Raw genomic sequence first — 23,635 nt, 5'->3', positions numbered from 1 at the left:
ATCCGCAATGGGCGCTGACCTTTTAGCGGCATGTTTAACGTGGCCCGCAATCCGGTAACAAATCGCCACATCGCACGCATACTGGAGCAGCCGAAGTCCGTCAATGCCGTACCCAGACCGATTCTCGACCGTACGGTTCAAAAATCCTTCATGCTTCCGTAAAGAAACTGGCGCAGCCTTGCGACACCCTTCCGAAAAAAGAAGATGTGGCGAGCAGATGGGACTTCTCGGTCTTTCCCTGAGAGCAGGCAACTTGGTCTGCGCCGACGGCAGCGCGGCTGCTACGAGGCTGCGGGCGGTCCTCTCCGAGTTGCCTCCTTCGGCACCGCTGGTAATCATGCTTCACGGCTACCGCTTTACGCCGGATGACCCTTATCGTGATCCGCATCGCCTGATTTTCGCGATGGAACCCGAGCGCAAACACTGGAAGCTGGTAAGCTGGCCGCGCGGACTTGGATTCTCCGGCGCAGGCTACCGAGATGGCCTCGCCATCGGGTTCGCCTGGCCCGGAAGCTCGGCCACTGGCCTTGGCCGCTTCGCGATCGCGCATACAGGCTTCGCAGATGCCTATGCCAGAGCAGCCACGTCCGGAACGGCGTTGGCCGGGTTGCTGGAGCGGATCGCTGACATAGCTCCCACCCGCAAGGTCGATATTCTCGCGCATTCGCTCGGTGCCCGCGTGGCCCTGCAGGCGATGCGGAGCAGCGATGTCGGCAATATTGGGCGCGTCATGCTGATGGGCGGCGCTGAATTTCGTGAAACGGCCCTAGACTGCCTCGCCAATTATCGCGGCGCTCCCGAAATCTACAACATCACCGCCCGAAGTAACCTGTTCTACGATCACCTTTTTCGCCGCTTCGCGCCCGGAGTCGGCGGACCTGCTCTGGGGGAAGGTCTGCAAACCAGCCAGACGCGTTGCGTCGATATCGACCTTGATTGCCCCCGCACCGGAACTGCTTTGCGCCAGCGCGGCTTTCCTCTGGAGCGTGGCGACGCTGCCATCTGCCATTGGAATTTCTACCTGCGTCGCGGCGCACTGCCGCTCTATGGTGCAATTTTTCGTCAGCGCCACAGCTTTCGGCCTGCGGACCTGCGCCGCGCCTTCTCGGTTCAAGAGGGGGCGGATCTCACGTGGCCTGAAGCCGTCCCCCCCGCGCCGCTGCTGCCCTTGCCAAATGGCGGGAAGTGTACAGTTTAGGGATCAGCAGCAAATATGGGAACCACAGGGATGACCGAGAAGATCGACCTCTACTATTGGCCCACGCCGAATGGCTGGAAAATCTCGATTGCGCTGGAGGAGATGGGCCTGCCCTACCAGCTCCACCTCGTGAACATCGGCGCCGGCGACCAGTTCGAGCCCGATTTCCTGAAAATCGCGCCCAACAATCGCATGCCGGCGATTGTCGATCCCGACGGCCCCGACGGTGCGCCGGTGTCTATCTTCGAAAGCGGCGCGATCCTTCAGTACCTCGCCCGCAAAACCGGCAAGTTCTGCGGACGGACGGAGCGGGAGCGGATAGAGGTCGACCAGTGGCTGATGTGGCAGATGGGCGGGTTGGGGCCGATGGCGGGCCAGGCGCATCATTTCCTGAAATACGCCCCGCAGATGGACCCGCCGAATGACTTGCCCTACGCCAAGGACCGCTACCGAAATGAGACGGGCCGCCTATACCGCGTACTGAACACCCGTCTCGAAGGAAGGGAGTATGTCGCCGGGGACTTCTTTTCCATCGCCGACATGGCTATCTGGCCTTGGGCCTGCCTTTGGGAAGGCCAGGAACAGGACATTGCCCGCTTCCCACATATGGAGGCCTGGCTGAATCGCGTGGGCGAGCGACCGGCCGTGCAGAAAGGCAAGGCAGTGGCGGAGGAAAAACGCAGCAGCAAGCCAGCGGACAGGAAATCGCAGGACATCCTCTTCAAACAAAGGGGCTGAAGGCACACGCGACGTGTTTGCGACCGAGGATCACGCAGCCACCTGCCGTTGGCAGGTGGCCCTTGAGGCCGGGACAGGTCGCGCTGCGTCTCGACTGCATATTGGACCACCGCACCGGCCTTGCAAGATGCGCTACTTCAGCCGAAGCAGAACCCGAAAACCCGATGGCCAATACCTACGGGCTGCGGATTAGCAAGGTGCCAGCCGCTGAAGGGTCGTCAATGGCGCCGCCCGGGGGCTCCCGTTATCGACCCGTCAGGCATTTCCGATCAACACCCCGGCAGCCAGCACCAGCGCCCCGCCCAGCACCACTTGCAACGCCGCCCGCAGCCAAGGCGTCTCCATATATCGGCTCTGGATCCAGGTGATCGCCCACAACTCGATGAATACGACGACGAAGGCGATTATCGTTGCCGTCCAGAAATGCGGAATCAGGTACGGCAACGCATGGCCAAGTCCCCCGACCGTCGTCATCACACCCGATGCGATACCCCGTGCGACCGGTGAGCCCCGACCCGAGATCCTGCCGTCGTCGCCCGCAGCCTCGGTGAAGCCCATGGAAATACCCGCCCCCACGCTCGCCGACAAGCCGACGAGAAAGGTGGTCCAGGGATCTCCGGTGGCAAAGGCTGTGGCAAAGATCGGGGCGAGCGTCGAAACCGAGCCGTCCATCAACCCGGCCAGACCCGGCTGCACCCAGGTCAGCACGAAACGCCGGTGCTCCTCGACGTCCTCCGCCTCGGCGGCGCCATCGCCAAGATGCGTGGCAGTGAGGTCCGCCGCCCGTTTCTCGTGCCCGCGCTCGGCTGCAGCCAGATCACCCAGCAATTTTCGCGTCCTGGCGTCGACTGCTTGTGCCGCTGCCACCTCGTAGAACCGTGCGGCCTGGTCCTCCATCGCTGCCGCTGCCGCCCGAGTCTTTTCCAGTCCCAACGGGCGGACCAGCCAGTCCGGTTTGCGGATGTAGAAACCTTTCACATGTTCGCGGCGGATCAGGGGAATGGTTTCGCCGAACCGCTGGCGGTGCAATTCGATCAACCGTCTGCGGTGGTCATCTTCCTCGGCCGCCATGCCTTCGAAAACGGCGGCTGAATCCGGATATGATGCCCGCAATCCTTCCGCATAGGCGCGATAAATTCGTCCATCGTCTTCCTCGGCCGAAATTGCAAGTGCCAGAATTTCCTGTTCATCGAGGTCCTGGAACCTGCGGCGTCCGGCGCCGAAAACACGTTGCAGCATAGCCGCCCCCATATTTAGAATGATTCTAAATTAAGGGGTAATGGTTCAGATTTTCAAGTGCGGCAGTTTATCCGGCGCCCATGAGCAGCCGTCGACGTGCCGGCGGCACTGCCCGGATTTCGAGCCCGGTAAAGACGTGCAACGTGTTGAGATCCGCATCCACAACCGCGTGGTCCGACACCCACCCCCCCATCACCAAATACGTCCGCAAGAGCGGCGGCATCCGTTTTTGTGCGAGTTTCAGGTTGGGTTTGCGTAACCGCAGACGGCTGGCGAACCGGAAGACGCGCGGCGCCTTGACCCGCGGCAACCAGCGCTTCGGTGCAAGATGTCTCTCCTTGAGCAACGCGAAGGCGTCGTCATAGGCTTCGGCTTCCGTGCCCTTGAAGCTGGAGCACCCAAACAGAAGCTCGACACCGTTATCCTCGACGTACCGGGCCATGGCTCCCCAGGCGATCCTTAGAATGTCGGGATCAACAAGGCCTGGCAGGATGCAGAACCGCCCCATCTCGACCATCGGACCATCGAAGGATTCGAGGTTCGAGAGATTGTAGAATTGTGCGGCATAGGATTGGTGGATTTCGGCGCCGTTCTTCAGCGGCAGCAGGCGAAAACAGCAGACGAGCCTGCCGGACGCGGCTTCCTCGACCAGAACATGCGCGCAGGCGTTATCAAAATCGTCGGCGTCAAGACCGTCGCCGCCGCGAAAGCACAGATGGCGCAAACGCTGCGCGGCTTCGATGTCCGCCGTGCAATCAGCGAACCTCGTCTTGTACCTTGCCGTGAGAAAACCAGCCATTGTTCTCTCCAGTTTCGCGCCTACATGCGCAGGGATGACCAAAATTCATGTAGGATATATGACTGTTGGCAGGCGATTTACCAACTGTCATCCCCAAACAAACAGGCAGGACTGATAAAAATGGAAAAAGTTGTCAAAACAGAGGCCGAATGGCGTGAACAGCTCTCCGATCTGGCCTTCAAGGTTGCACGCAAGCACGGAACGGAACGTGCTGGAACACATGACAATTTTCCCAAGGTACCCGGTACCTTCCGCTGCGTGGCATGCGATCTGCCCCTGTTCGATGCTGAAACAAAGTTTGAAAGCGGCACCGGATGGCCCAGCTTCTATGCGCCGATCTCCGCCGACGCTGTTGATGAGAAAGCGGACAACAGCTGGTTCATGAAACGCACGGAGGTGCTCTGCGCCCGCTGCGACTCTCACCTCGGGCATGTCTTCCCCGACGGGCCGCAGCCGACTGGACTTCGCTACTGCATGAACGGCGTGGTGCTGAAATTCGATCCCGAAAACTGAGTTTGCGGCCCACCGGTTCCGTCAGTCGCCGAACAATTGCTCGGCGTTGAAGTTCAGGATGTTGCCGAAAATCTGCTGGAAAACGCCCAGCTGGCCGGTATCGGTGACGGTTACGCGGGTATTGAGGTCGATCACCCGCCCGTCTTCCAGCCCGAACCGGTCGATACTCTCGACAAGGCCTTCATCGGTAAACACGATCCGCACGATTTCGCGGTCCGTTTCCCGGGGCGGATTGTAGGTCAGCTGTTCCATTCTGCTCTGGATATAATACCAGGTATTGCCACGCAGCAGTCCGGAATTTGCAGGGCGGCCAATGCGTTCCTGCACGGTTTCCAGCGAATCGACTCCAGGTTCGATCATCTGGAGTTCGTCATCGGACGGCGTATAGCCATGCACGGACACTTGCGGAGCGCAAGCCGAGAGAGCCAAGCCAGCAAGGGCGAAACCGCCATTAACCATACGCGCACGCACAGACTTCACTCATTCCTCCCGGGAGCCGCATGCGCAGCCCCATCCAGCATTTCCCCTGTTCCCTATCGGGGCATTGCGCTAAGTTCAACTCTCCTGCCGGAAAGCGCAAGCCTGTCGAAACCCACTCTGTCATCACACCCGAAGTTCAACGCCTCATGCCCAACCCTTCCGATCCCAGCTCCGCCTTTTCCCGTCCCGTACAACTTTCCCGCCTGACATCGGCCCAACCGCACCTGTTCGAGGAAACCGCCGACACCGGCGAAATGAAGGCGGCGGCGCTTCAGTTAGATATCCCTGCGATCCGCAAGCTGCGCCTGTCCGCCCGTCTCGAACCCGCTGGCAAACGGGATTGGCGCCTGCGCGGCAGTGTCGGCGCGACAGTGACGCAGGAGTGTGTCGTAACTTTGGAACCGGTGGTTACCCGCATCGACACGGATTTTACCCGCCTCTATTCGGCCGCCGCCCGACCTGTGCCCGACGGTGCAGAACTGGGTGAGGATGATGACATCGACATAGAGCCGATTCCGGAGGAGCTGGACATCGGTGCCATTGCACTGGAGGAAATTGCGCTGGCGCTGCCGCTCTATCCCCGCGCGGCCGGGGCGGAGCTTCCCGAGACGGCAGTCGACCCCGATGACCCCGGCGAGGTAAAACGCGAGAACCCCTTCGAGGCACTGGCCGCACTGAAGGACAAGCTGTCCGGCAATGACGACACCTGACGCACCGCTTCAGATCGGCATCATCGGCCATGGTGCGATAGCCAGCTATGTCATTGCGAATGCGCCCAAAGCCGGCGCAACGGTCAGATGTGCGATCTGCCGTGCCGGTCGCGAGGATGCCGCCGCGGCAGTATTTGGCCCCAACGTGCAGGTGACGTCGGATTTGGACAGTCTGCCCCCAGACCTTGCAATTGTTCTCGATTGTGCCGGCCATGCCGGCCTGCTGGCGCATGGCCCCCGCATCCTGGGAACCGGCACGCCGGTGGCAACCGTAGCCCTCGGCGCCCTCGCCGATAAAGCGCTGACAGAGGAACTGGATCGGGCGGCACGTCGCGGCCGCACGCGGCTGCACCTCGCTTCTGGTGCCATCGGCGCGCTGGACGCATTGCGCGCAGCAGCCGTCGGCGCACTCACCCGCGTGACCTACCGCGGCATCAAACCGGCATCCGGATGGCGCGGTTCGCCCGCCGAGGACCTTCTGGACCTTGCGACGCTGGGTGACGCAGAACACGAACATTTCCGAGGCTCGGCCCGCGAAGCGGCGCTGCGCTATCCCAAGAACGCCAATGTCGCCGCCGCGGTGGCGCTTGCAGGCATCGGCTTCGACGACACGGAATGTGTGCTGGTCGCCGACGGCAATGCCATCGGAAACACCCACGAAATCGAGGCCGAGGGTGAATTCGGCAACCTCCGCTTTGCCATTACCGGCCGAAGCCTGCCGGACAATCCACGCAGTTCCGCACTGGCCGCCATGAGCATGATCACGCAACTCCGCGACAGACAGGCAGTGATTGCATTCTAGAAACCGACAGAAAGAATGCATAAAAAGGTCTTGCAGAGAGTACGATTCTGAGTATTGTCCGCGCTTCATTTCATGGCTTCCCGGGTCCTGTTAGCGCGTGACAACGTCGCGGCATCCTGATACGCCGTCCCGAAGGGCTGAGGGCCCAAAGAACTGAGGTTGAACACATGGCGGTTCCTAAGAGTAAGATCACGCGCTCCCGGCGCGGAATGCGACGCTCGCACGATGCACTCGTTGCGGCGAACCCGAACGAGTGCTCGAACTGTGGAGAGCTCAAGCGCCCACACCACGTTTGCGGTGCATGCGGCCACTATGATGAGCGCGAAGTCGTCGCACTCGTCGATGAAATCGACATTGATGAAGATGCCGCATAAGACAGCGACACGCTGATACGCCATGAATGGTTCCTCCGCAGCCGACAGCAGCGATCCTTCCGTATGGATATCTGTCGATGCCATGGGCGGCGAAGGGGGGGCCACGGCGATCATCGGCGGCATGGCGATGTCAGCCGCCAAAAACCCGGAAATCGGGTTTATCCTCCACGGTGACGAAAACGTTTTTGGTCCGCTTCTGCAGAAGAAGCCGGAACTCAGCGCGCGTACGCGCTTAAAGGCTGTCACCAAGGTTATCTCCATGGACGAGAAGCCTGCCCGGGCCCTGCGCCAGGGCAAGGGCACCAGCATGTGGAATGCATTGGAAAGCGTCGAACAGGGTGAGGCCACGGTCGCCGTTTCCTGCGGCAATACCGGTGCGCTGATGGCCCTGTCGATGTTGCGGTTGCGCCGGGCGCCCGGAGTTGATCGGCCCGCCATCGCCGTTCTCTGGCCTTCGCGCAACCCATCCGGCTACAATGTCGTGCTCGACGTGGGTGCCGATATCCGCGCCGATGCTTCTGACCTGCTGAAATTCGCGATCATGGGCGCCACCTACGCCCGCCACGGTCTGGAGCTGAAGCGCCCACGCGTCGGCCTGCTGAACGTCGGCACAGAGGAGCACAAGGGCCGCAGCGAGTTGCACGACGCCGCGCGTATGATCGAGGAAGCTTCGGTCACCGGCGATTTCGAGTACATCGGCTTCGTCGAAGGCTCGGACATCTCCTCCGCCGGTGTCGACCTTGTCGTGACGGACGGATTCGCTGGCAACATAGCCCTCAAAACAGCCGAAGGCACCGCCTCGCTGGTACGGGAACTGCTGGGCAATGCCTTCAACCACTCCCCTTTCAGCAAACTGGGTGCGCTCTTCGCCCTGACCTCCTTGCGCCGCCTGCAAAAGCGGATCGATCCACGCCGTGTTAATGGTGGCGTGTTTCTCGGCCTCAACGGGACGGTCATCAAGTCACACGGATCCGCCGACGCGACAGGTGTATCCGCCGCGATCAAGCTGGCCTTCAAGCTGGCGAAGAACGGTTTTTCCGACCGTGTGGCCGCACGTCTTGCATCCGATATAGCGACGGGCCATTCTGGCCCCGAAGAAAAAGAACCTCCAGAGGCCAATAGAGCATGAAACCTCTTCGCGCCGTCGCCGTGGGCGCCGGCCACTATCTGCCAGACCGCGTGGTCGAGAATGCAGAATTAGAAAGTATGATGGATACCAGCGATGAGTGGATTCGTTCCCGCTCCGGTATCGAACGCCGTCATTTCGCAGCCGAGGGCCAGAAAACGTCCGATCTAGCCATTGCCGCTGCACGCATGGCGTTGGACAACGCCGGTTTCGAGGCATCGAGCATAGATGCGCTGGTTCTGGCGACAGCCACCCCAGATCAAACCTTCCCGTCCACGGCCACGCGCGTCCAACATGCCATCGGCATGACCGGTGGTTTCGCCTTTGACATTCAGGCCGTTTGCGCTGGCTTTATCTACGGTCTGGCAAACGCCAACGCGCTTATCGTTTCCGGCCAGGCGAAACGGGTGCTGTTGATCGGAGCCGAAACTTTCAGCCGCATTCTGGATTGGAACGACCGTACCACATCCGTACTGTTTGGTGATGGCGCCGGTGCGCTGGTCCTTGAAGCTGCCCCGGCAGACGGCACCCCGGAAGATAGGGGCATCCTTTCCACCAACATCTACTCTGATGGCCAATACAACGACCTTCTTTACGTCGACGGCGGTGTTTCCACGACCCAGAAGGCAGGCGTTCTGAAGATGCAGGGACGCGAAGTGTTCCGCCATGCAGTCGCCAAGCTGGCCGAAGCCGGTGAGGAAGCCCTGCTCACGTCCGGCCTCAGTGTCGAGGATGTGGCGTGGGTGGTCCCCCATCAGGCCAATCTGAGGATAATCAAGGCCACCGCGCAAAGGATCGGCATCCCAATGGAAAAGATCATCGTCACGGTCCAGGATCACGGCAATACCTCTGCCGCCTCGATCCCGCTGGCGCTGTCGGTCGCGAACCAGGACGGAAGGTTCCAGCGCGGTGACCTGCTGCTGATGGAAGCAATTGGCGGTGGCCTGGCATGGGGCGCCGCGACCCTGCGCTGGTAGGCGGCATCCGGCGCAAATACCTTTGTCTGCAAGGCATTCATGGCTGGCGATATTGACTCGCTTTCCCGAATCCCACTAGCGTTCTCAATACTTTATAGAATGTAGGGAATGTGCAATGAGTGAAACGACGTTGACGCGTATGGATTTGAGCGAAGCCGTGTTCCAGGAAGTGGGCCTTTCGCGCAAGGAAAGTGCCGAACTCGTCGAATCCGTAATCAAGCACATGTCGGACGCTCTTGTCGCCGGAGAGAGCGTCAAGATCTCCTCCTTCGCCACATTCAACGTCCGCACCAAGACCGCCCGTGTTGGCCGCAATCCCAAGACGGGTGAGGAAGTGCCCATAGCACCACGACGCGTGCTCACCTTCCGTCCGTCCCACCTGATGAAAGATAGGGTAGACGCCGGCAACAAGCGTTAGGTGCGCCGATGGCCACCGTCCGGAAATCCTCCGAAGCCTTTCGCACCATCAGCGAAGTTGCCGAGATACTCGACGTCCCAGCACATGTCCTGCGCTTCTGGGAAAGCCGCTTCACACAGATCAAGCCGATTAAGCGCGGCGGCGGTCGGCGCTATTATCGTCCGCAAGACATAGACCTGCTCTCCGGCATCCAGAACCTGCTCTACAACGAGGGCATGACGATCAAGGGTGTGCAGAAGCAATTAAAGGAAAACGGCGCCAAACAGGTTGCGGCGCTCGGCACGGTCAGTCTGAACGAGGACAGCACCGCGCCGGCCTCCCCGCCCCCTGCCCCCGTAACGCCTGCACCCACGAAGGTGACTGCTGCCGACACACCTGCGAACGAAGTCGCGAAGGCAATGCCGGCCAAAACGCCGGTGGCAGCGACAGAACCGCCCGCCGCGCTACCCGATCCACGCCCGACGCCGAGGCCGATCCGCATCCGCCGCGAACCGGAGGCTCCCCGGTTGGAAGACGACCGCCAGTTCGATCTCTTCGCCCGCGAAGAGGAAAAGTCCCGGCGCCCCTTCCCGCCCGATCCGCGGCAGCAGGCACGGGCCGAGGAAATACGCAAGATTCTCGCCCGCCTTTCCCGCCTGCGCGCACGGATGGCGCAACATGTCGAAGGCGCATGAAACAAGCTTGCACCCGTGTGAAATCCCGGTATACACGGGTCTCGGCGGGCTATAGCGCAGTCTGGTAGCGCGTTCGTCTGGGGGACGAAAGGTCGTGAGTTCGAATCTCGCTAGCCCGACCAAATACCCTGAAAAGGCGCCTGTCCTCGTGGACATCGGGCGCCTTTTTCACATCCGGCGACTGGGAGACAGGCCATGACCGACACGCAATCTCACGGCGTCCTGCCGTCGCAAGGCATTGCCGAGATGATCAATGACGACGCGATCACGCTCTCCCATCCTGCAGACAGCGACCAGATTCAACCGGCCTCGCTGGATCTGCGGCTCGGCGACCGTGCGTGGCGCGTGCGCGCTTCGTTCCTGCCCGGGGAACGCAGGACAATGGCACAACGCCTGCCTGACTTCGCCATGCACGAAATCGACCTGAAGCAGGGAACGGTGCTGGAAAAGGGTTGTGTCTACCTTGTCGAATTGCGTGAGGCTCTGGCCCTGCCCGGCAATGTTTCTGCGATCGCCAACGCCAAGTCTTCCACCGGCCGGCTCGACCTCTTCACCCGGCTGATCACCGATGGCGCAACGGAATTCGACCGGGTCGAGGCAGGCTATCGCGGCCCGCTCTACGCGGAAATCTCACCGCGATCCTTCTCAGTCCTTGCCCGGCCCGGCCTGCGTTTGAATCAGATCCGCTTTCACCGTGGCAGGGCGGCACTGACGGACAGTGAGCTTTCGGCGCTGCATGATGATGTCAGACTCGTCGACGGTCCGGCCCATATCGACGACGGCCTTGGCTTCTCTGTCGATCTCGACCGCGGCAAGGATGCCATCGTCGGCTACCGCGCCAAACCGCACACTGGCCTGATCGACCTCGACAAGCTGGGGCACTATGCGATCCCCGATTTCTGGGAAGAGGTCAGAGCACCGGAGGGCCGCATCATCCTCGACCCCGGCGCGTTCTACATCCTCGTTAGCCGCGAGGCGGTGCACGTGCCGCCCGACTACGCCGCCGAGATGGCGCCCTACCTCGCGATGGTGGGCGAGTTCCGCGTGCATTACGCGGGTTTCTTCGATCCGGGCTTTGGCCATTCCGCCACCGGCGGCACCGGCTCGCGCGGCGTACTGGAGGTGCGCTGCCACGAAGCGCCCTTCGCGCTGGAGCATGGCCAGATCGTCGGACGTTTGGTCTACGAGCGTATGTCGGAACGCCCCGACAGGCTCTACGGCGCGGACCTAAAATCCAACTACCAGGGCCAGTCTCTGAAGCTGTCCAAGCATTTCCGTGGCTGACGCCTACTCGAACATGTCGTCCTGATCGTCGTCATCCTCGCCGTCGCCGTCGTCCTGCTCAGCGCCCTTGCCAGGCATCGGCCGGTTTTCCAGCAACCCGGCATCGCGCAATTCGCGAATGCCAGGCAGGTCCTTTGCACTCTCCAGTGCGAAGTGGTCGAGGAAGCCTTGGGTCACCACAAATGTCGCTGGCCGCCCCGGCGTCATTCGTCTGCGGCCGATCTTGATCCATTCAAGCTCCAGCAGCAAATCCAGCGTGCCGCGAGAGACGGACACGCCGCGGATCTCCTCGATTTCGGCCCGCGTCACCGGCTGGTGATATGCGATAATCGCCAGCGTTTCGATGGCCGCGCGCGACAGTTTACGCGGCTCCACGCTCTCGCGGCTCATCAAAAAGCCGAGATCGCCCGCCGTGCGGAACGCATAGGCGTCGCCGATTTTCGAAACCTGTACGCCCCTGCCCTCGTAGCGTTTGCGCAGATAGGTCAGCGCTTCACCCGCGTCTGAGCCGTGCGGCATCCGTGCCTCGATCTGCGCCAGCGTCATTGGCTTGTCAGCGGCGAACAGGATTGCCTCGATCATCCGTTCCTGCTCCGCCAGCGGCGGCGCCTCGAACAAAGAGGCGACACTGCCTTGTTCGGCCCCGTCACTCATCCGTCGTTCCTGCGCAACTGGATCGGCGCGAACGTTTCTTCCTGACGGATGCTCAACCGGCCCGATTTGACCAGTTCAAGGCTGGCGGCAAAAGTCGCTGCCACGGCGGAGCGGCGCTTTTTCGGATCAAGCTGCCAGCCTTCAGGCAGAAACTGTTCCAGTGCCGACCATTCCGTCGCATGGCCAATCAACCCGCGCATTCGTTCCAGCGCCTGCTCCATCGTGTATATCGGGCCGCGTTTGAGGTGGAATGGCTGAAAATCGTCCCGTGTCTTGATGCGGGCATAAGCCTGCATCAGATCCAAAACCGTCGCCGAATACTCCACCTTCTTTTTTGTGGTCATTGCCTGCGGTTCACCTCGGGCGAAAAAATCCCGGCCAAGCTGATCACGCCCCATCAACTGAGCTGCGGCCCGGCGCATTGCCTCCAGCCGCTCAAGCTGGAATGCCAGATGGGCGGCAAGGTCTTCACCCGAGGGGCCTTCCTCTGCCGGATCCGGTGGCAGCAGTAAACGGGATTTAAGGAATGCCAGCCAGGCCGCCATCACAAGGTAGTCGGCGGCCAGTTCGATGCGCAGCTTCTTCGCCTGCTCCACAAAGCCAAGATACTGCTCCGCCAATGCCAGCACTGAAATGCGGCGCAAATCCACCTTTTGCGTCCGCGCCAGTGTCAGCAACAGGTCAAGCGGCCCCTCAAACCCGTCGACATCGACGACCAACGCCTCGGCGGCAAGGCGGGCCTCGGTTGTTTGGCCCTGATCGACGAACTGATCATCGGGCATGGGCGGCCTCCTTCAGGTCTTCAATCCGGGCGAGCGTTGCTGGCACGTCGATGGGCTGAACTTCCGTCCGGGCAGCCAACGCCGCTTCCGCGCGCCGAAGCGCGTCGCCCTCCAACCGGGGTGCAACCGCGGCAATCGCCGCCATTTCGTCCCGCTCGCCATTGCAATGGAGGATGATATCACAGCCCGCATCCAGCGCCTTGCTGACGCGAACGTCCATCGTCCCCGTCAGCGCGTGCATGGAAATGTCGTCGCTCATCAGAAGGCCGTCGAAACCAATAGTCTCTCGGATCAGCGAGATCATCTTCGGTGACCATGTGGCACAATTTTCCGCGTCATGCGCGGGATAGACGACATGCGCCGTCATCGCCATTGGCAAATCGGCCAAATCCCGGAACGGCGCGAAATCCTCTGCGTTCAGCGTCACCGCATCGGCATGCACCACTGGCAGGTCCGCGTGGCTATCGAGGTCGGTCCGGCCATGGCCGGGAATGTGTTTCAGGATTGGTAACACGCCGCCTAGCGCCAACCCTTCCGTCACGGCGCGTGCCATCTGGGCGACTGTGCCGGCATCGGTGCCATAGCAGCGGGTGCGCACCACCGGGTGCGTGTCAGGTTGGGCAATATCGGCCATCGGCGCACAGTTGACGTCAATGCCCAGTGCCCGAAGTTCCGTGCCGATGACATGGTAGCGCAGGCGCATCGCTTCCGCCCCCGCTTCCGGCGAGAACCGTGCAACGAATGGCAGCGCGTCCTCCCAGCCTGTCCAATGCGGTGGCAGCAGACGTGCCACGCGCCCGCCTTCCTGGTCGATCAGAATTGGCGCGTTGCGGCCCACCGTCGCCCGAAGTTCGCTAGTCAACGCCCGGATCTGTTCCGGGGTCTCCAGATTGCGAGCAAAAAGGATAAATCCCCAAGGATCGGCTTCACGCAGAAACGCCCGTTCATCCGCCTCCAGCACTGGTCCCGTACAGCCGAAGATCGCTGCCCGCGCCGCGCTCATCGTGCCGTCACCGGGATGCATGCCACGAGCCGCGCCTTGAGCGCTTCGCAGAGGCTGTTCTGCTCCGCCGAACTGTCAAAACCCAGCACCCGCAGGCGATAGAATGTGCGTCCGTTGGACTGGGCTTCCTGGATATAACGGTCGCGGCTCGCCAACAGATCAGTGTGAAGCCGCGCCAACTGGTCCCACGCCGTGCGCGCATCCCGCTCGCTGTCAAAGGCGCCCAGTTGAATGGTGCGGGTTCCAATCGCCACCGAGGCGATCTCGGATCCTGTCTGCGCTGATTCCGTGCCGACTGCCGTGCTCTGGCTGACGGCCCCCGTTCCGGCCCGCAGATCGCTCGGCCGAGGACGCGGCAGCACAGCAACGATTTCGTTGCCTCCGCTCTCCGCCGGTTCTTCAACCACGCCGCGCACGGCCTCGTTGATCAGGGCCTGAAGATCGTCGCCAGAGCCGCCGGGAACCTCCACCTCGACCTCATCGCCGCCCTCACGCTCCACTGTGATCGTTTCCGGCGCCTCCGACGGGTCCTCCGGGATCGCGGGCAGCACTTCCGGTGCCAGTGGCCCGGGTTGGTCCTCCTCGGCCAGCGTTGCCGGTGGTGGCGCAAGCTCGGCCTGTCTCGGCAGCCCGGCCTCTTCGCCGGCCAGCACCTCGTTGACCTCCAGTCCCTGGTGGTTTTCCGTTCGGCCGCCCGGCACTTCCGGAGCCACGCGCACGGCTCCGCCCAGCGCCTTGATCACCGGCACCTCGCCGGGGTCGCGGGTGGTCAGCCGCCAGGCCCAGAGCACCAGCAACACCACGAGCGCGAGCGACAGCAGCGCCCCGCCCCACTTGACCAAAACACCAACCCAAAAGGCGGCCCCGACCGGACCCTCCTCGTGGGAATCACCATATGTCATATCCTGCATGTTCGGCGTGCCTCTGCTCGCGCACACACTATCTTGTGTTTACCTCAGTACCAACCCCGAAATATTATGCGTAACGCAAAAAGGTTACATTTCGTTAGCCGGAGTCACTCCCAGAATACCAAGGCCGGCCGCAATCACAAGCTGCACGGACCGGATCAGCGCCAACCGCGCTTCTGTCACCTCAGGCGCATCCTCGCGCAGGAACCGCAGTTCCGGCTCCATCTTGCCCAAATGCTGCAAAGCGTGGAAAGCGCTGGCAAGGTCATAGAGGTAGAAAGCGACGCGGTGCGGTTCATGTGCTGTCGCCGCGGACTCTACCAGCCGTGGCCATTCCGCCGCCTTGCGCAACAGGCCCAGTTCAGCCTCGTGTGACAGCGCAGAAAGATCCGCCGCGGCAAGCTGCGCATCCGAAATGTCACCCTGTGCCTTCCGCATCACCGACGCGATCCGGGCATGGGCATACTGCACGTAAAAAACCGGATTGTCCTTCGACTGCTCCGTTGCCTTTGCAAAATCGAAATCCAGCGGAGCATCGTTCTTGCGCGTCAGCATCGTGAACCGGGTCACGTCTGCGCCAACCTCGTCGATCACGTCGCGCAGCGTCACGAACGTCCCCGCCCGCTTGCTCATCTTGAACGGCTCGCCATTCTTGTAGAGCTTGACCAGTTGCGTCAGTTTGATGTCGAGCGGGACCCGCCCGTCCGACAGCGCGGACACCGCCGCTTGCATCCGTTTGACATATCCGCCGTGATCGGCACCAAAAACATCGATCAGCGCATCGAAGCCGCGCTCGACCTTGTCGTAGTGATAGGCGATATCCGGCGCGAAATAAGTCCAGGCTCCGTCGGATTTCTTCACCGGCCGATCTACGTCATCACCATGCGCGGTCGAGCGGAACAGCGTCTGCTCCCGCGCCTCCCAGTCCTCTGGCAATTTGCCCTTCGGCGGCTCCAGCCTACCCTCGTAGATCAGCCCCTTGCCGTCCAGCGCCGCAATCGCGCCCTCGATCCGGCCGGTGCCGTACAGCGATTTTTCGGAATAGAACACGTCCATCTCGACGCCGAGCGCCGCCAGGTCATCGCGGATCAGTTGCATCATCGCTTCGGTTGCGAATTCCCGCACCTCTGCCAGCCAGCCCTGCTCGCCCATGTCGACGAAAGCGTCGCCGACCTTGTCCTTCAGCGCCTGCCCGACAGGGATCAGGTAGTCGCCGGGATAGGTGCCGTCCGGGAACGCAACTTCCTGCCCGTGCGCCTCCAGGTAACGCAGGTAAACCGACCGGGCCAGCACATCGACCTGCGCACCGCCATCGTTGATGTAGTACTCCCGTGTCACCTCGTTGCCGACAAACTCCAGCAGCCCCGCCAGTGCATCACCGAAAACCGCGCCACGGGTATGGCCGACGTGCAGTGGCCCCGTAGGATTGGCAGAGACATACTCGACGTTGATCTTCTGGCCACTGCCTGCCGGTGCACTGCCGAACGCGGCCCCCGCCTCCAGCACCGCCGGGATCACCGAAGCCCAGACCGAAGGCGCCAGACGCAGGTTCAGAAAGCCCGGCCCTGCAACCTCGGCAGCGTCGATCCTGGCATCCGCCACCAGGCGCGCGGCAAGGGCGTCGGCAATGTCGCGGGGCTTCTGACCGGCAGGCTTGGCCAGAACCATCGCGGCATTGGTCGCCATATCACCATGAGCGGCATCGCGCGGCGGTTCCACCGTCACGTTGGCGAGGGACAGGCCCGCGGGCAATGCGCCTTCGGACATCATTGCTTCCAGAGCCGTCACCACCATGGCCCGGATATCGGCAAACACATTCATTTCATCAGCCTCTCAGACGTTCGCTGCTGCGCATAACACAGCCCCCCCAACGCTTCCAGACGCGAAAGATCGCGCCCTGCGCCGCCGCCCTGCCCTCAATTGGTGCCGAACAGCCGTGCGTGCAGATCGATCGCAAAACGATCAGTCATACCCGCGACGTAATCGGCCACCATCCGCGCCCGCCCCGTTTCCTCGCAGGCCTCCGCCGCCGCCTGCCAGTCGTCCGGCATCAATGCTACATCCGCCATGATCGCCGCGAAAAGTTCTCGCACGATCCGGTCGGAGCGTTTGCGCATCTCCGCAACATCCGGGTGCCGGTACATCCGCGCGAACAGAAAGGCACGGATATGCTTCAGATCGGCAAACATCCCATCAGAAAAGCAGATTACCGGCCGCCCCAGCGCCCGAACTCCGGCAGCGCTCTGAGCGCCGGAGTCTTCCAGCGCATCGGCGCTCGTCTGCAAAACGTCTTCGACCATCGCTCCGAAGACGCGCCTTAGCCCCTCGTAGCGGCGTTTGCGCGCCGGGAGCCCCGGATAGGCGCGATCCACCGCCGTGTATGCCGGGCCGATGATCGGCAACTCCGCGATCTCGCCCACGGTGAACAGCCCTGCCCTTAACCCGTCGTCCAGATCGTGGTTGTTGTAGGCTATGTCATCGGCCAGCGCCGCTACCTGCGCTTCGGCGCCAGCATGGGTGGACAGCTCGAGATCGTGCCGCGCGTCATATTCGGACAGCGCGAAAGGCAGATCCCCCGTCACCGGCCCGTTGTGCTTGGCAATCCCTTCCAGCGTCTCCCACGTCAGGTTCAGTCCCTCGAAATCTGCGTAATGCGTCTCCAGCGAGGTCACGATCTTCAGCGCCTGCGCATTGTGGTCGAATCCGCCGTAGGGCTCCATCACCTCTGCCAGCGCATCCTCGCCGGTATGACCGAAAGGTGTGTGGCCGAGGTCGTGCGCAAGCGCCACTGCCTCAGTCAGCTCCTCGTCGAGGCGGAGCGCCTTGGCCAGTGTACGGGCCACCTGCGCCACCTCGATCGAGTGCGTCAGCCGGGTACGGTAGTAATCGCCCTCGTGCTCGACAAAAACCTGCGTCTTGTGCTTCAGCCGCCGGAACGCACTGGAATGAATGATCCTGTCCCGGTCGCGCTGGAAAGGTGAGCGGTGGCGCGACGGCGGCTCGGCCACCAGCCGCCCCCGGCTGTCTTCGGGGCGGGTTGCATAGGGGGCAAGGGCCATGGTCTCTCCGGTCTTGTTGCGGGCCGGGATCGGCCCTACATTCCTTATAACGATGTGATTGCCGTGAGAAAGGCGAACAAACGATGGACCTGAACCTGCCCCCTCGCGTGACGGACCGAGCCTTTGCCCAGTTGAAGGCGATAACGGAGAACGCGGGCACCACCAAGTTTCTGCGCGTTGCCGTGGAAGGCGGCGGCTGTTCCGGTTTTCAGTACGACATCAAGTTGGAGGACACGGCCTCGGATGACGACATCGTGCTTGAACGGGAGGGCATGGCCGTCCTGATTGACCCGGTGTCGCTGCCGTTTCTCGCCGATGCGGAGATCGACTTCTCCCGCGAACTCATTGGCGCGCGTTTCGTCATCAACAACCCAAACGCGACGTCCAGTTGCGGATGCGGCACGTCGTTCTCTATTTAAACGATGCTGAAGCAGGCAGCCGCACTTATGCGCTAAGCGGTCCCAGTTCGTCGATTCTGCGATCCCAGTTGGCACCAAGGCCGCTCATCTCCAGCGCGATCCGTTCGGCATGGTCGGGTGCCAATTGCTCGGGATAATCGGCCGGATCGCGGCGGCGATAACCCAGCCCTTCCGCAACACTCCAGTCCACATGCGCATTTATACCCGCCACCAGCGGTCGCGTCAGGTCCTCCCGCCATCCCTCCACCCTGTACCAGCGGGCCAGCGCCTGTGGGTCGGGATCGCCGGACTTGCTGTTCAATGAAAGGTCCGACAACCCCGACAGCGGAACATGCATGTCCGTCAAGGCCTGCTCGACAAGCGCGAGACGGTTCTGAACAAACTGTTCGAAGTGTATGAATTCACAGAAACATCCCGCCTGCACCGCTTCATTTCGATAGCGCATCGCCGCCCGGGATTTTTCGCTCCACAGCAGCATCGGGCTGGCGAGGATCGCAGCAAGACCCTCTCGCCTTTCCGTCATCCAGGGCCGATGCACGAACGCCTCGAGTGATCGGGCTGGCGGCCCCTTCAGGTGGTAAGGCCGTCGCGCGAACGACAGAAACCATGAGTAGGGGTTGCGGAACATGCAGATCGTTCTCACCCCCGCTGCCCGCATCTCGGGTGTTAAAACCGGCGCTGCATGTTTCCACGGATCAGCAGCGCTTTGCAGCGCCGCGGCCTCGTCGCGCAATGCATGCAGATAGAGCCGCCGCCAACTGCCGCGCATCTCGGAAAGGATCGCGGCCTCTACCCGCCCATCGGCCTCGGGAACAGTGCGCTCCACCACCCGGCGCCGGACATGCGGCATACCCGCCAGCATGGCCCCAACGGCTCGCGTGCCGGTGTTCCGTTCCCCGAAAATCTTGATCACGACCGGCTCCATGCTGCCCATCAGGCCGTTGCAAGGATTAATATTGGCTTAACGTGGCACGGGTGGTAGCACCTGCCGAAAAGCGGGAGACCTGCCATGAAGATCGCGACATTCAACATCAACGGCATCAAGGCTCGCCTGCCCGCCCTGCTGGCCTGGCTGGAGGAGGGAAAGCCCGACGTCGCAATCCTTCAGGAAATCAAGTCACTGGACGAAACCTTTCCGCGGGAACCGATCGAGGATCTCGGCTACAGTATCGAGACGCATGGTCAGAAAAGCTTCAACGGTGTCGCCATTCTCTCCCGACTGCCTTTGGAAGATGTCACCCGCGGACTGCCCGGCGATGACAACGACGACCATGCGCGCTGGATCGAAGCGACGGTCGTGGGCAAACAGGCACTGCGCATTTGTGGCCTCTACCTGCCGAACGGCAACCCGGCGCCCGGACCGAAATACGATTATAAACTAGCCTGGATGGAGCGCCTGAAAAAACGCGCGCAAGCGCTGTTGGAATCAGAAGAAATTGCGCTCATGGCTGGCGACTTCAACATCATTCCCCAAAGCGAGGACGCCGCCAACCCGCAGAACTGGACAGAGGATGCCCTGTTCCTGCCCGAAAGCCGTGCAGCCTGGCGGCGTATCGTCAATCTGGGCTTCACAGATGCGCTCCGCGCCACATCCACTGCACCGGAAACCTATACTTTCTGGGACTATCAGGCTGGAGCATGGGAACGGAACAACGGCATCCGCATCGACCACTTTCTGCTGACGCCACAATGCGCCGACCGCTTGATCACCTGCGAAATCGACTCCCATGTCCGCGGCCGCGAAAAACCGTCAGACCACGTGCCGGTCTGGGTGGAACTCGATCTATAGTACCCGCTTCAGGAAGGTCCGGTCCTCCCGCAGCAGAAACCGCTCTTCCATCGCGAATTCGAAATTCTCCCGCCCCAGTGGGTCACACGCCAATCGCGCCCGGTACTGTTCGTAGTCGGCAAGACTGGCAACATTGTAGATTCCGTAGGCCAATGTGCTGGAGCCTTCGTGCGGCGCGAAGTACCCGATGAGGTCGGCACCGCAGCGTGGAATCGCCGTGTTCCAGTTGCGCGCATAGGTCTCGAACGCGGCCCGTTTCGTCGGCTCGATATGATACCGGATGATGCAGGTCAGCATGACACACTCCTCTGTTGCTGCCCAAGGGATAACTGGTTGACAGACCTTCATGCTTCGGCGCAGATCAAACTATGAAAGAAGGTCCGGATATTGCCCGCATCGCCGCCCTGATCGGCGACCCCGCCCGCGCCAACATGTTGTCGGCGCTCATGGGTGGGCAGGCGCTGACCGCAACCGAACTCGCGGCTGAGGCCGGCATCACCGCCTCCACCGCCAGCGGCCATCTCGCCAAGCTGCAATCGGGCGGGCTCATCGGCGTCCGATCTCAGGGCCGCCACAAGTATTTCGCCCTCGCGCATGAAGATGTCGGTCAGACGCTGGAGAGAATGATGGGCCTCGCCGCAGTCGCAGGCCACATGCGCTCCCGCCCCGGCCCGAAGGATCCGGCGCTGCGTAAATCCCGCGTGTGCTACAATCACTTGGCGGGTGATTTCGGCATCCGACTGTACGAAAGCCTGCTGGCCAACAGCCACATCCTGGAGGTGGCGGGCCATCCCGAACTCACAGCTGCCGGGGCAGCGGCCGCCACTGACTTCGGTATCGATACCGAAACGCTGCGCCAGCCCATCACCCTCTCCTGCCTCGACTGGTCGGAGCGGCGCAGCCACCTCGCCGGCAGTCTTGGCCGTGCCTATCTCTCGCGTTTTGAGAGCCTCGGTTGGGCAATGCGCCAGCCGGAAAGCCGGGTCATCAACTTCACCAGCCGGGGCGAAACGGAATTCTTCGCGGCCTTCCCGCTACCGGCCTAGGTCACATCACCGCCATAGAGCCAGCCGAACCGGCCGATCAGCCCGCCCGGCAGATGTGCCCGCACACCGATGCCGATATGCAATCCCCGCCGCAGCAGCGGATGGGCAATATGATACACTTTGCCATTGGCGACAGCCGCTCGCTGTACCCGCGTTGCACGGGGTTTGCGCAGGGCTTCGTACCGGCTCAAGCCATTCAGGCCGTCCGCGCTGACGCAGTCCGCCAGCACCCAGGCATCCTCGATCGCCATGGCGGCGCCCTGCGCCAGATAGGGCAGCATCGGGTGGCAGGCATCACCCAACAGCGCGACGTTACCCTTGCACCAACGCTCAAGCGGCGGATGGGCGAACAATCCCCAGAGAATGCACTGATCGACAGCGCTCAGAACCCCCGCGGCCTCTGCGCAGACATCACCGAACGCCATCCTCAACGCCTCCGGATCACCCTCCTGCCGCCAGCCTTCCGCTTGCCAATCGCCCCGTTCCGCCACGGCCACCAGGTTCCAGAACTCGCCGCCGCGCAAGGGATACAGAACCATGTGGCGTCGCGGCCCCATGAACAGCCGCGTGCGTCGGCCCCAGCCGTCGGGTACTGCGGCCGCCGGCACCAGCGCCCGCCATGCCACATGCCCGGAATAGGCCAGCGAACCCGGACCCGCAACGATTTCCCGAAAGCCAGACCTCACTCCGTCGGCAGCCACCACCAAATCCGCGTCCGGCGCAGCAGCGACCTTCTGGCCTAAATGGAACGTAGCGCCAGCCGTCTTTGCCGCATCCGCCAGCGCTGAAAGCAGGTCGGCGCGGTGCAACTGCCAGTAGGGCGCACCGAACCGCGTTTCCATATCCGGATTCATCGGCACGTGTGCAATAGCCCGTCCCGTCAGGTCGTCCACCATAACGATGGCTTCGGGCCCCTCCGCCGGAGGCGCGACCCCCAAGGCACGCAGAACTTTCACGGCGTTAGGTCCAAGTTGCAAACCGGCGCCGACTTCCCCCAGCGCTTCAGCCTGCTCCAACACCTCCACGTCATGGCCGCGCCGCGCCAGCGCCAGCGCCGCCGCCGCACCTCCGATGCCCGCACCGATGACCGCGACCTTCATTCCCGCCCCTTCAGACGCAAAAGGGGCCCGAAGGCCCCCGATGCACGTGGTTGCAACTCACGGTCAGTCGTCGCGATGCACCCGCTCCTTGCGTTCATGTCGTTCCTGCGCTTCCAGACTCAGGGTCGCGATAGGGCGGGCATCCAGCCGCTTCAGGCTGATTGGCTCGCCGGTATCCTCGCAATAGCCGTAGCTGCCATCCTCGATCCGGCGCAATGCCGAGTCGATCTTGGCCACGACTTTACGCTGGCGATCGCGCGTTCGCAGTTCCAACGCACGGTCGGTTTCTTCCGAAGCCCGATCCGTCACATCGGGTATGTTGCGTGTCCCCGCCTGCATATCCTCGATCGTGTTACGGCTTTCCTCCAGGATGGAGGCCTTCCACGTCAGCAACTTCTGACGGAAGTACTCAAGCTGACGCTCGTTCATGAACGGCTCATCCTCAGCGGGACGGTAATCTTTGTCAAAATTGTTTTCAGCTTTCATCGCCGCACTACCCCTGACCATAGTTAGTGTCTCCCACGGCGGGCCAATACCCTGGGGCGCTGGCCCTTCACTGCGCTTCGTCTAAACCCTTTGTTAGAAATTGTCACGCGCAAGATGGGCGGCAATATGGTCAAAACTACTTGAAAAGCGTGCGCATTGGGCTAGGCCTCATCGGACTCTGCTCCGAAGGACCACTGCATGAAATTTACCGGAACGAAAGACTATATCGCGACCGAGGATCTCAAGGTCGCTGTCAACGCCGCCATCACGCTGGAGCGGCCTCTGCTCGTAAAAGGTGAGCCGGGAACAGGGAAAACCGAACTGGCGCGACAGGTTGCACAGGCTCTCGGCGCTCCGATCACAGAGTGGTCGATCAAATCCACAACCAAGGCGCAGCAGGGGCTGTACGAATATGATGCCGTCTCGCGCCTGCGTGACAGCCAGTTGGGCGATCCGCGCGTTAACGATGTCGCCAATTACATCCGTCGCGGCAAATTGTGGGAAGCCTTCGTCGCACCGGAACGGCAGGTGTTGCTGATCGATGAAATCGACAAGGCCGACATCGAATTTCCCAACGACCTGCTTCAGGAACTCGACCAGATGCAGTTCCACGTCTACGAGACCGGTAAGACGGTGCAGGCCGTTCATCGGCCGATCGTTATTATCACTTCCAACAACGAGAAAGAACTGCCGGACGCATTCCTGCGCCGCTGTTTCTTCCACTACATCCGCTTTCCCGATGCCGAAACCCTCGCCCGTATTGTCGAGGTACATTACCCCGGTATCAAGAAGTCGCTCGTTTCCGCCGCTCTCGAACAGTTCTTCGAAATCCGCGAAACACCGGGCCTGAAGAAAAAGCCCAGCACCTCCGAAGTGCTGGACTGGCTGAAACTTCTGCTCGCCGAGGACCTTGATGCTGCCGACCTGCAACGCAACGCCAAAGACGCATTGCCGAAATTGCACGGCGCACTTTTGAAGAACGAACAGGACGTGCATCTGTTCGAACGTTTGGCATTTCTGGCCCGTCGCGGCTGATTTTTTCGAGCAGACGGTTTAA

28 protein-coding genes, 1 tRNA gene and 1 riboswitch are annotated in these 23,635 nt (G+C 61.8%); of the genes, 16 read left to right on the top strand and 13 right to left on the bottom strand.

The features are described from left to right. Window positions 1–2: 2 nt before the first annotated feature. Window positions 3–79: riboswitch (SAM riboswitch) on the bottom strand. Window positions 80–217: 138 nt separating this feature from the next. Both GO499_RS03275 and GO499_RS03270 read left to right on the top strand, forming a co-directional pair. After that, window positions 218–1,198: an alpha/beta hydrolase gene (locus GO499_RS03275; protein ID WP_161860851.1), complete on the top strand. Its 981-nt coding sequence runs from the start codon at window positions 218–220 to the stop codon at window positions 1,196–1,198. 30 nt (window positions 1,199–1,228) lie between these two features. Further along, window positions 1,229–1,936 (top strand): glutathione S-transferase N-terminal domain-containing protein, encoded by a 708-nt coding sequence (locus GO499_RS03270; RefSeq protein ID WP_161860850.1) that lies wholly within the window; start codon window positions 1,229–1,231, stop codon window positions 1,934–1,936. A gap of 255 nt (window positions 1,937–2,191) precedes the next feature. Here the strand turns inward: GO499_RS03270 and mbfA are convergent, their stop codons facing one another. Together mbfA and GO499_RS03260 are read right to left on the bottom strand one after the other, a co-directional pair. Further along, window positions 2,192–3,175 carry an iron exporter MbfA gene (gene mbfA, locus GO499_RS03265; RefSeq protein ID WP_161860849.1) on the bottom strand — a complete coding sequence of 328 codons (984 nt, stop codon included), beginning with the start codon at window positions 3,173–3,175 and terminating at the stop codon, window positions 2,192–2,194. A gap of 67 nt (window positions 3,176–3,242) precedes the next feature. Further along, a complete protein-coding gene (locus GO499_RS03260; protein ID WP_161860848.1) occupies window positions 3,243–3,974 on the bottom strand; it encodes a GNAT family N-acetyltransferase in 732 nt (243 codons plus the stop codon). Between the two features lie 120 nt (window positions 3,975–4,094). Between GO499_RS03260 and msrB the strand changes: the two genes are divergently transcribed. Beyond that, complete coding sequence (gene msrB, locus GO499_RS03255; RefSeq protein ID WP_161860847.1) at window positions 4,095–4,487, top strand: peptide-methionine (R)-S-oxide reductase MsrB; 393 nt, start codon at window positions 4,095–4,097, stop codon at window positions 4,485–4,487. 21 nt (window positions 4,488–4,508) lie between these two features. On the opposite strand, the gene GO499_RS03250 is transcribed toward msrB, so the two are convergent. Next, window positions 4,509–4,967, bottom strand: a complete 459-nt coding sequence (locus GO499_RS03250) for an outer membrane protein assembly factor BamE (RefSeq protein ID WP_161860846.1) — start codon at window positions 4,965–4,967, stop codon at window positions 4,509–4,511. 146 nt (window positions 4,968–5,113) lie between these two features. Here GO499_RS03250 and GO499_RS03245 point away from each other — a divergent pair, with 146 nt between their 5' ends. From GO499_RS03245 to GO499_RS03205, 9 genes are all read left to right on the top strand, one after another. Then, window positions 5,114–5,677, top strand: a complete 564-nt coding sequence (locus GO499_RS03245; RefSeq protein WP_161860845.1) for a YceD family protein — start codon at window positions 5,114–5,116, stop codon at window positions 5,675–5,677. Further along, a complete protein-coding gene (locus tag GO499_RS03240; RefSeq protein WP_161860844.1) occupies window positions 5,664–6,479 on the top strand; it encodes an aspartate dehydrogenase in 816 nt (271 codons plus the stop codon). Before GO499_RS03245 ends, GO499_RS03240 begins: the two co-directional genes overlap by 14 nt. Window positions 6,480–6,646: 167 nt before the next feature. Further along, window positions 6,647–6,853: a 50S ribosomal protein L32 gene (rpmF, locus tag GO499_RS03235; protein WP_161860843.1), complete on the top strand. Its 207-nt coding sequence runs from the start codon at window positions 6,647–6,649 to the stop codon at window positions 6,851–6,853. Window positions 6,854–6,875: 22 nt separating this feature from the next. Then, window positions 6,876–7,982 carry a phosphate acyltransferase PlsX gene (gene plsX, locus GO499_RS03230; protein ID WP_161860842.1) on the top strand — a complete coding sequence of 369 codons (1,107 nt, stop codon included), beginning with the start codon at window positions 6,876–6,878 and terminating at the stop codon, window positions 7,980–7,982. After that, the gene (locus tag GO499_RS03225; RefSeq protein ID WP_161860841.1) at window positions 7,979–8,956 is read left to right on the top strand and encodes a beta-ketoacyl-ACP synthase III; all 978 of its coding nucleotides are present in this window, start codon (window positions 7,979–7,981) and stop codon (window positions 8,954–8,956) included. The genes plsX and GO499_RS03225 overlap by 4 nt, the downstream gene beginning before the upstream one ends. Before the next feature lie 115 nt (window positions 8,957–9,071). Then, window positions 9,072–9,374 carry an integration host factor subunit alpha gene (gene ihfA, locus GO499_RS03220; protein WP_161860840.1) on the top strand — a complete coding sequence of 101 codons (303 nt, stop codon included), beginning with the start codon at window positions 9,072–9,074 and terminating at the stop codon, window positions 9,372–9,374. A gap of 8 nt (window positions 9,375–9,382) precedes the next feature. Then, on the top strand, window positions 9,383–10,048 hold the full coding sequence (locus tag GO499_RS03215; protein WP_161860839.1) for a MerR family transcriptional regulator: 666 nt from the start codon (window positions 9,383–9,385) through the stop codon (window positions 10,046–10,048). A gap of 45 nt (window positions 10,049–10,093) precedes the next feature. Further along, window positions 10,094–10,170, top strand: a tRNA-Pro gene (locus GO499_RS03210). A 73-nt stretch (window positions 10,171–10,243) separates the two neighbouring features. Next, entirely contained in the window at window positions 10,244–11,332 is a 1,089-nt protein-coding gene (locus GO499_RS03205) for a 2'-deoxycytidine 5'-triphosphate deaminase (protein WP_161860838.1), read from the top strand. 3 nt (window positions 11,333–11,335) lie between these two features. On the opposite strand, the gene scpB is transcribed toward GO499_RS03205, so the two are convergent. From scpB to GO499_RS03175, 6 genes are all read right to left on the bottom strand, one after another. Continuing rightward, complete coding sequence (scpB, locus tag GO499_RS03200) at window positions 11,336–11,986, bottom strand: SMC-Scp complex subunit ScpB (protein ID WP_161860837.1); 651 nt, start codon at window positions 11,984–11,986, stop codon at window positions 11,336–11,338. Further along, window positions 11,983–12,768, bottom strand: coding sequence for a segregation and condensation protein A (locus tag GO499_RS03195; RefSeq protein ID WP_161860836.1), 786 nt, complete (start codon window positions 12,766–12,768; stop codon window positions 11,983–11,985). The genes scpB and GO499_RS03195 overlap by 4 nt, the downstream gene beginning before the upstream one ends. After that, window positions 12,758–13,792 carry a glycoside hydrolase family 3 N-terminal domain-containing protein gene (locus GO499_RS03190; protein WP_431309882.1) on the bottom strand — a complete coding sequence of 345 codons (1,035 nt, stop codon included), beginning with the start codon at window positions 13,790–13,792 and terminating at the stop codon, window positions 12,758–12,760. The genes GO499_RS03195 and GO499_RS03190 overlap by 11 nt, the downstream gene beginning before the upstream one ends. Beyond that, window positions 13,768–14,682 carry an SPOR domain-containing protein gene (locus GO499_RS03185; RefSeq protein ID WP_161860835.1) on the bottom strand — a complete coding sequence of 305 codons (915 nt, stop codon included), beginning with the start codon at window positions 14,680–14,682 and terminating at the stop codon, window positions 13,768–13,770. Before GO499_RS03185 ends, GO499_RS03190 begins: the two co-directional genes overlap by 25 nt. 84 nt (window positions 14,683–14,766) lie before the next feature. Then, complete coding sequence (gene argS / locus GO499_RS03180) at window positions 14,767–16,500, bottom strand: arginine--tRNA ligase (protein ID WP_161860834.1); 1,734 nt, start codon at window positions 16,498–16,500, stop codon at window positions 14,767–14,769. Window positions 16,501–16,595: 95 nt separating this feature from the next. Then, window positions 16,596–17,738: a deoxyguanosinetriphosphate triphosphohydrolase gene (locus GO499_RS03175; protein WP_161860833.1), complete on the bottom strand. Its 1,143-nt coding sequence runs from the start codon at window positions 17,736–17,738 to the stop codon at window positions 16,596–16,598. Window positions 17,739–17,827: 89 nt separating this feature from the next. Between GO499_RS03175 and erpA the strand changes: the two genes are divergently transcribed. Then, a complete protein-coding gene (erpA, locus tag GO499_RS03170) occupies window positions 17,828–18,157 on the top strand; it encodes an iron-sulfur cluster insertion protein ErpA (RefSeq protein WP_161863815.1) in 330 nt (109 codons plus the stop codon). A 25-nt stretch (window positions 18,158–18,182) separates the two neighbouring features. Here the strand turns inward: erpA and GO499_RS03165 are convergent, their stop codons facing one another. Next, window positions 18,183–19,070, bottom strand: a complete 888-nt coding sequence (locus GO499_RS03165) for a hypothetical protein (protein ID WP_161860832.1) — start codon at window positions 19,068–19,070, stop codon at window positions 18,183–18,185. Between the two features lie 96 nt (window positions 19,071–19,166). On the opposite strand from GO499_RS03165, the gene xth reads away from it, so the two are divergent. Then, the gene (gene xth, locus GO499_RS03160; protein WP_161860831.1) at window positions 19,167–19,946 is read left to right on the top strand and encodes an exodeoxyribonuclease III; all 780 of its coding nucleotides are present in this window, start codon (window positions 19,167–19,169) and stop codon (window positions 19,944–19,946) included. Here xth and GO499_RS03155 read toward each other — a convergent pair. Next, window positions 19,941–20,243: an NIPSNAP family protein gene (locus tag GO499_RS03155; RefSeq protein ID WP_161860830.1), complete on the bottom strand. Its 303-nt coding sequence runs from the start codon at window positions 20,241–20,243 to the stop codon at window positions 19,941–19,943. The genes xth and GO499_RS03155 overlap by 6 nt on opposite strands. 71 nt (window positions 20,244–20,314) lie before the next feature. On the opposite strand from GO499_RS03155, the gene GO499_RS03150 reads away from it, so the two are divergent. After that, entirely contained in the window at window positions 20,315–20,992 is a 678-nt protein-coding gene (locus tag GO499_RS03150; protein ID WP_161860829.1) for an ArsR/SmtB family transcription factor, read from the top strand. Here GO499_RS03150 and GO499_RS03145 read toward each other — a convergent pair. After that, window positions 20,989–22,092 (bottom strand): FAD-dependent monooxygenase, encoded by a 1,104-nt coding sequence (locus tag GO499_RS03145; protein WP_161860828.1) that lies wholly within the window; start codon window positions 22,090–22,092, stop codon window positions 20,989–20,991. The genes GO499_RS03150 and GO499_RS03145 overlap by 4 nt on opposite strands. Before the next feature lie 63 nt (window positions 22,093–22,155). After that, the gene (dksA, locus tag GO499_RS03140; RefSeq protein ID WP_161860827.1) at window positions 22,156–22,578 is read right to left on the bottom strand and encodes an RNA polymerase-binding protein DksA; all 423 of its coding nucleotides are present in this window, start codon (window positions 22,576–22,578) and stop codon (window positions 22,156–22,158) included. Between the two features lie 198 nt (window positions 22,579–22,776). Here dksA and GO499_RS03135 point away from each other — a divergent pair, with 198 nt between their 5' ends. Next, window positions 22,777–23,613, top strand: coding sequence for an AAA family ATPase (locus GO499_RS03135; protein WP_161860826.1), 837 nt, complete (start codon window positions 22,777–22,779; stop codon window positions 23,611–23,613). Window positions 23,614–23,635: the final 22 nt, after the last annotated feature.

Source organism: Algicella marina (assembly GCF_009931615.1).
In the GTDB taxonomy this organism is placed as follows: domain Bacteria; phylum Pseudomonadota; class Alphaproteobacteria; order Rhodobacterales; family Rhodobacteraceae; genus Algicella; species Algicella marina.
This window is presented reverse-complemented; position numbering and strand designations above follow the sequence as displayed.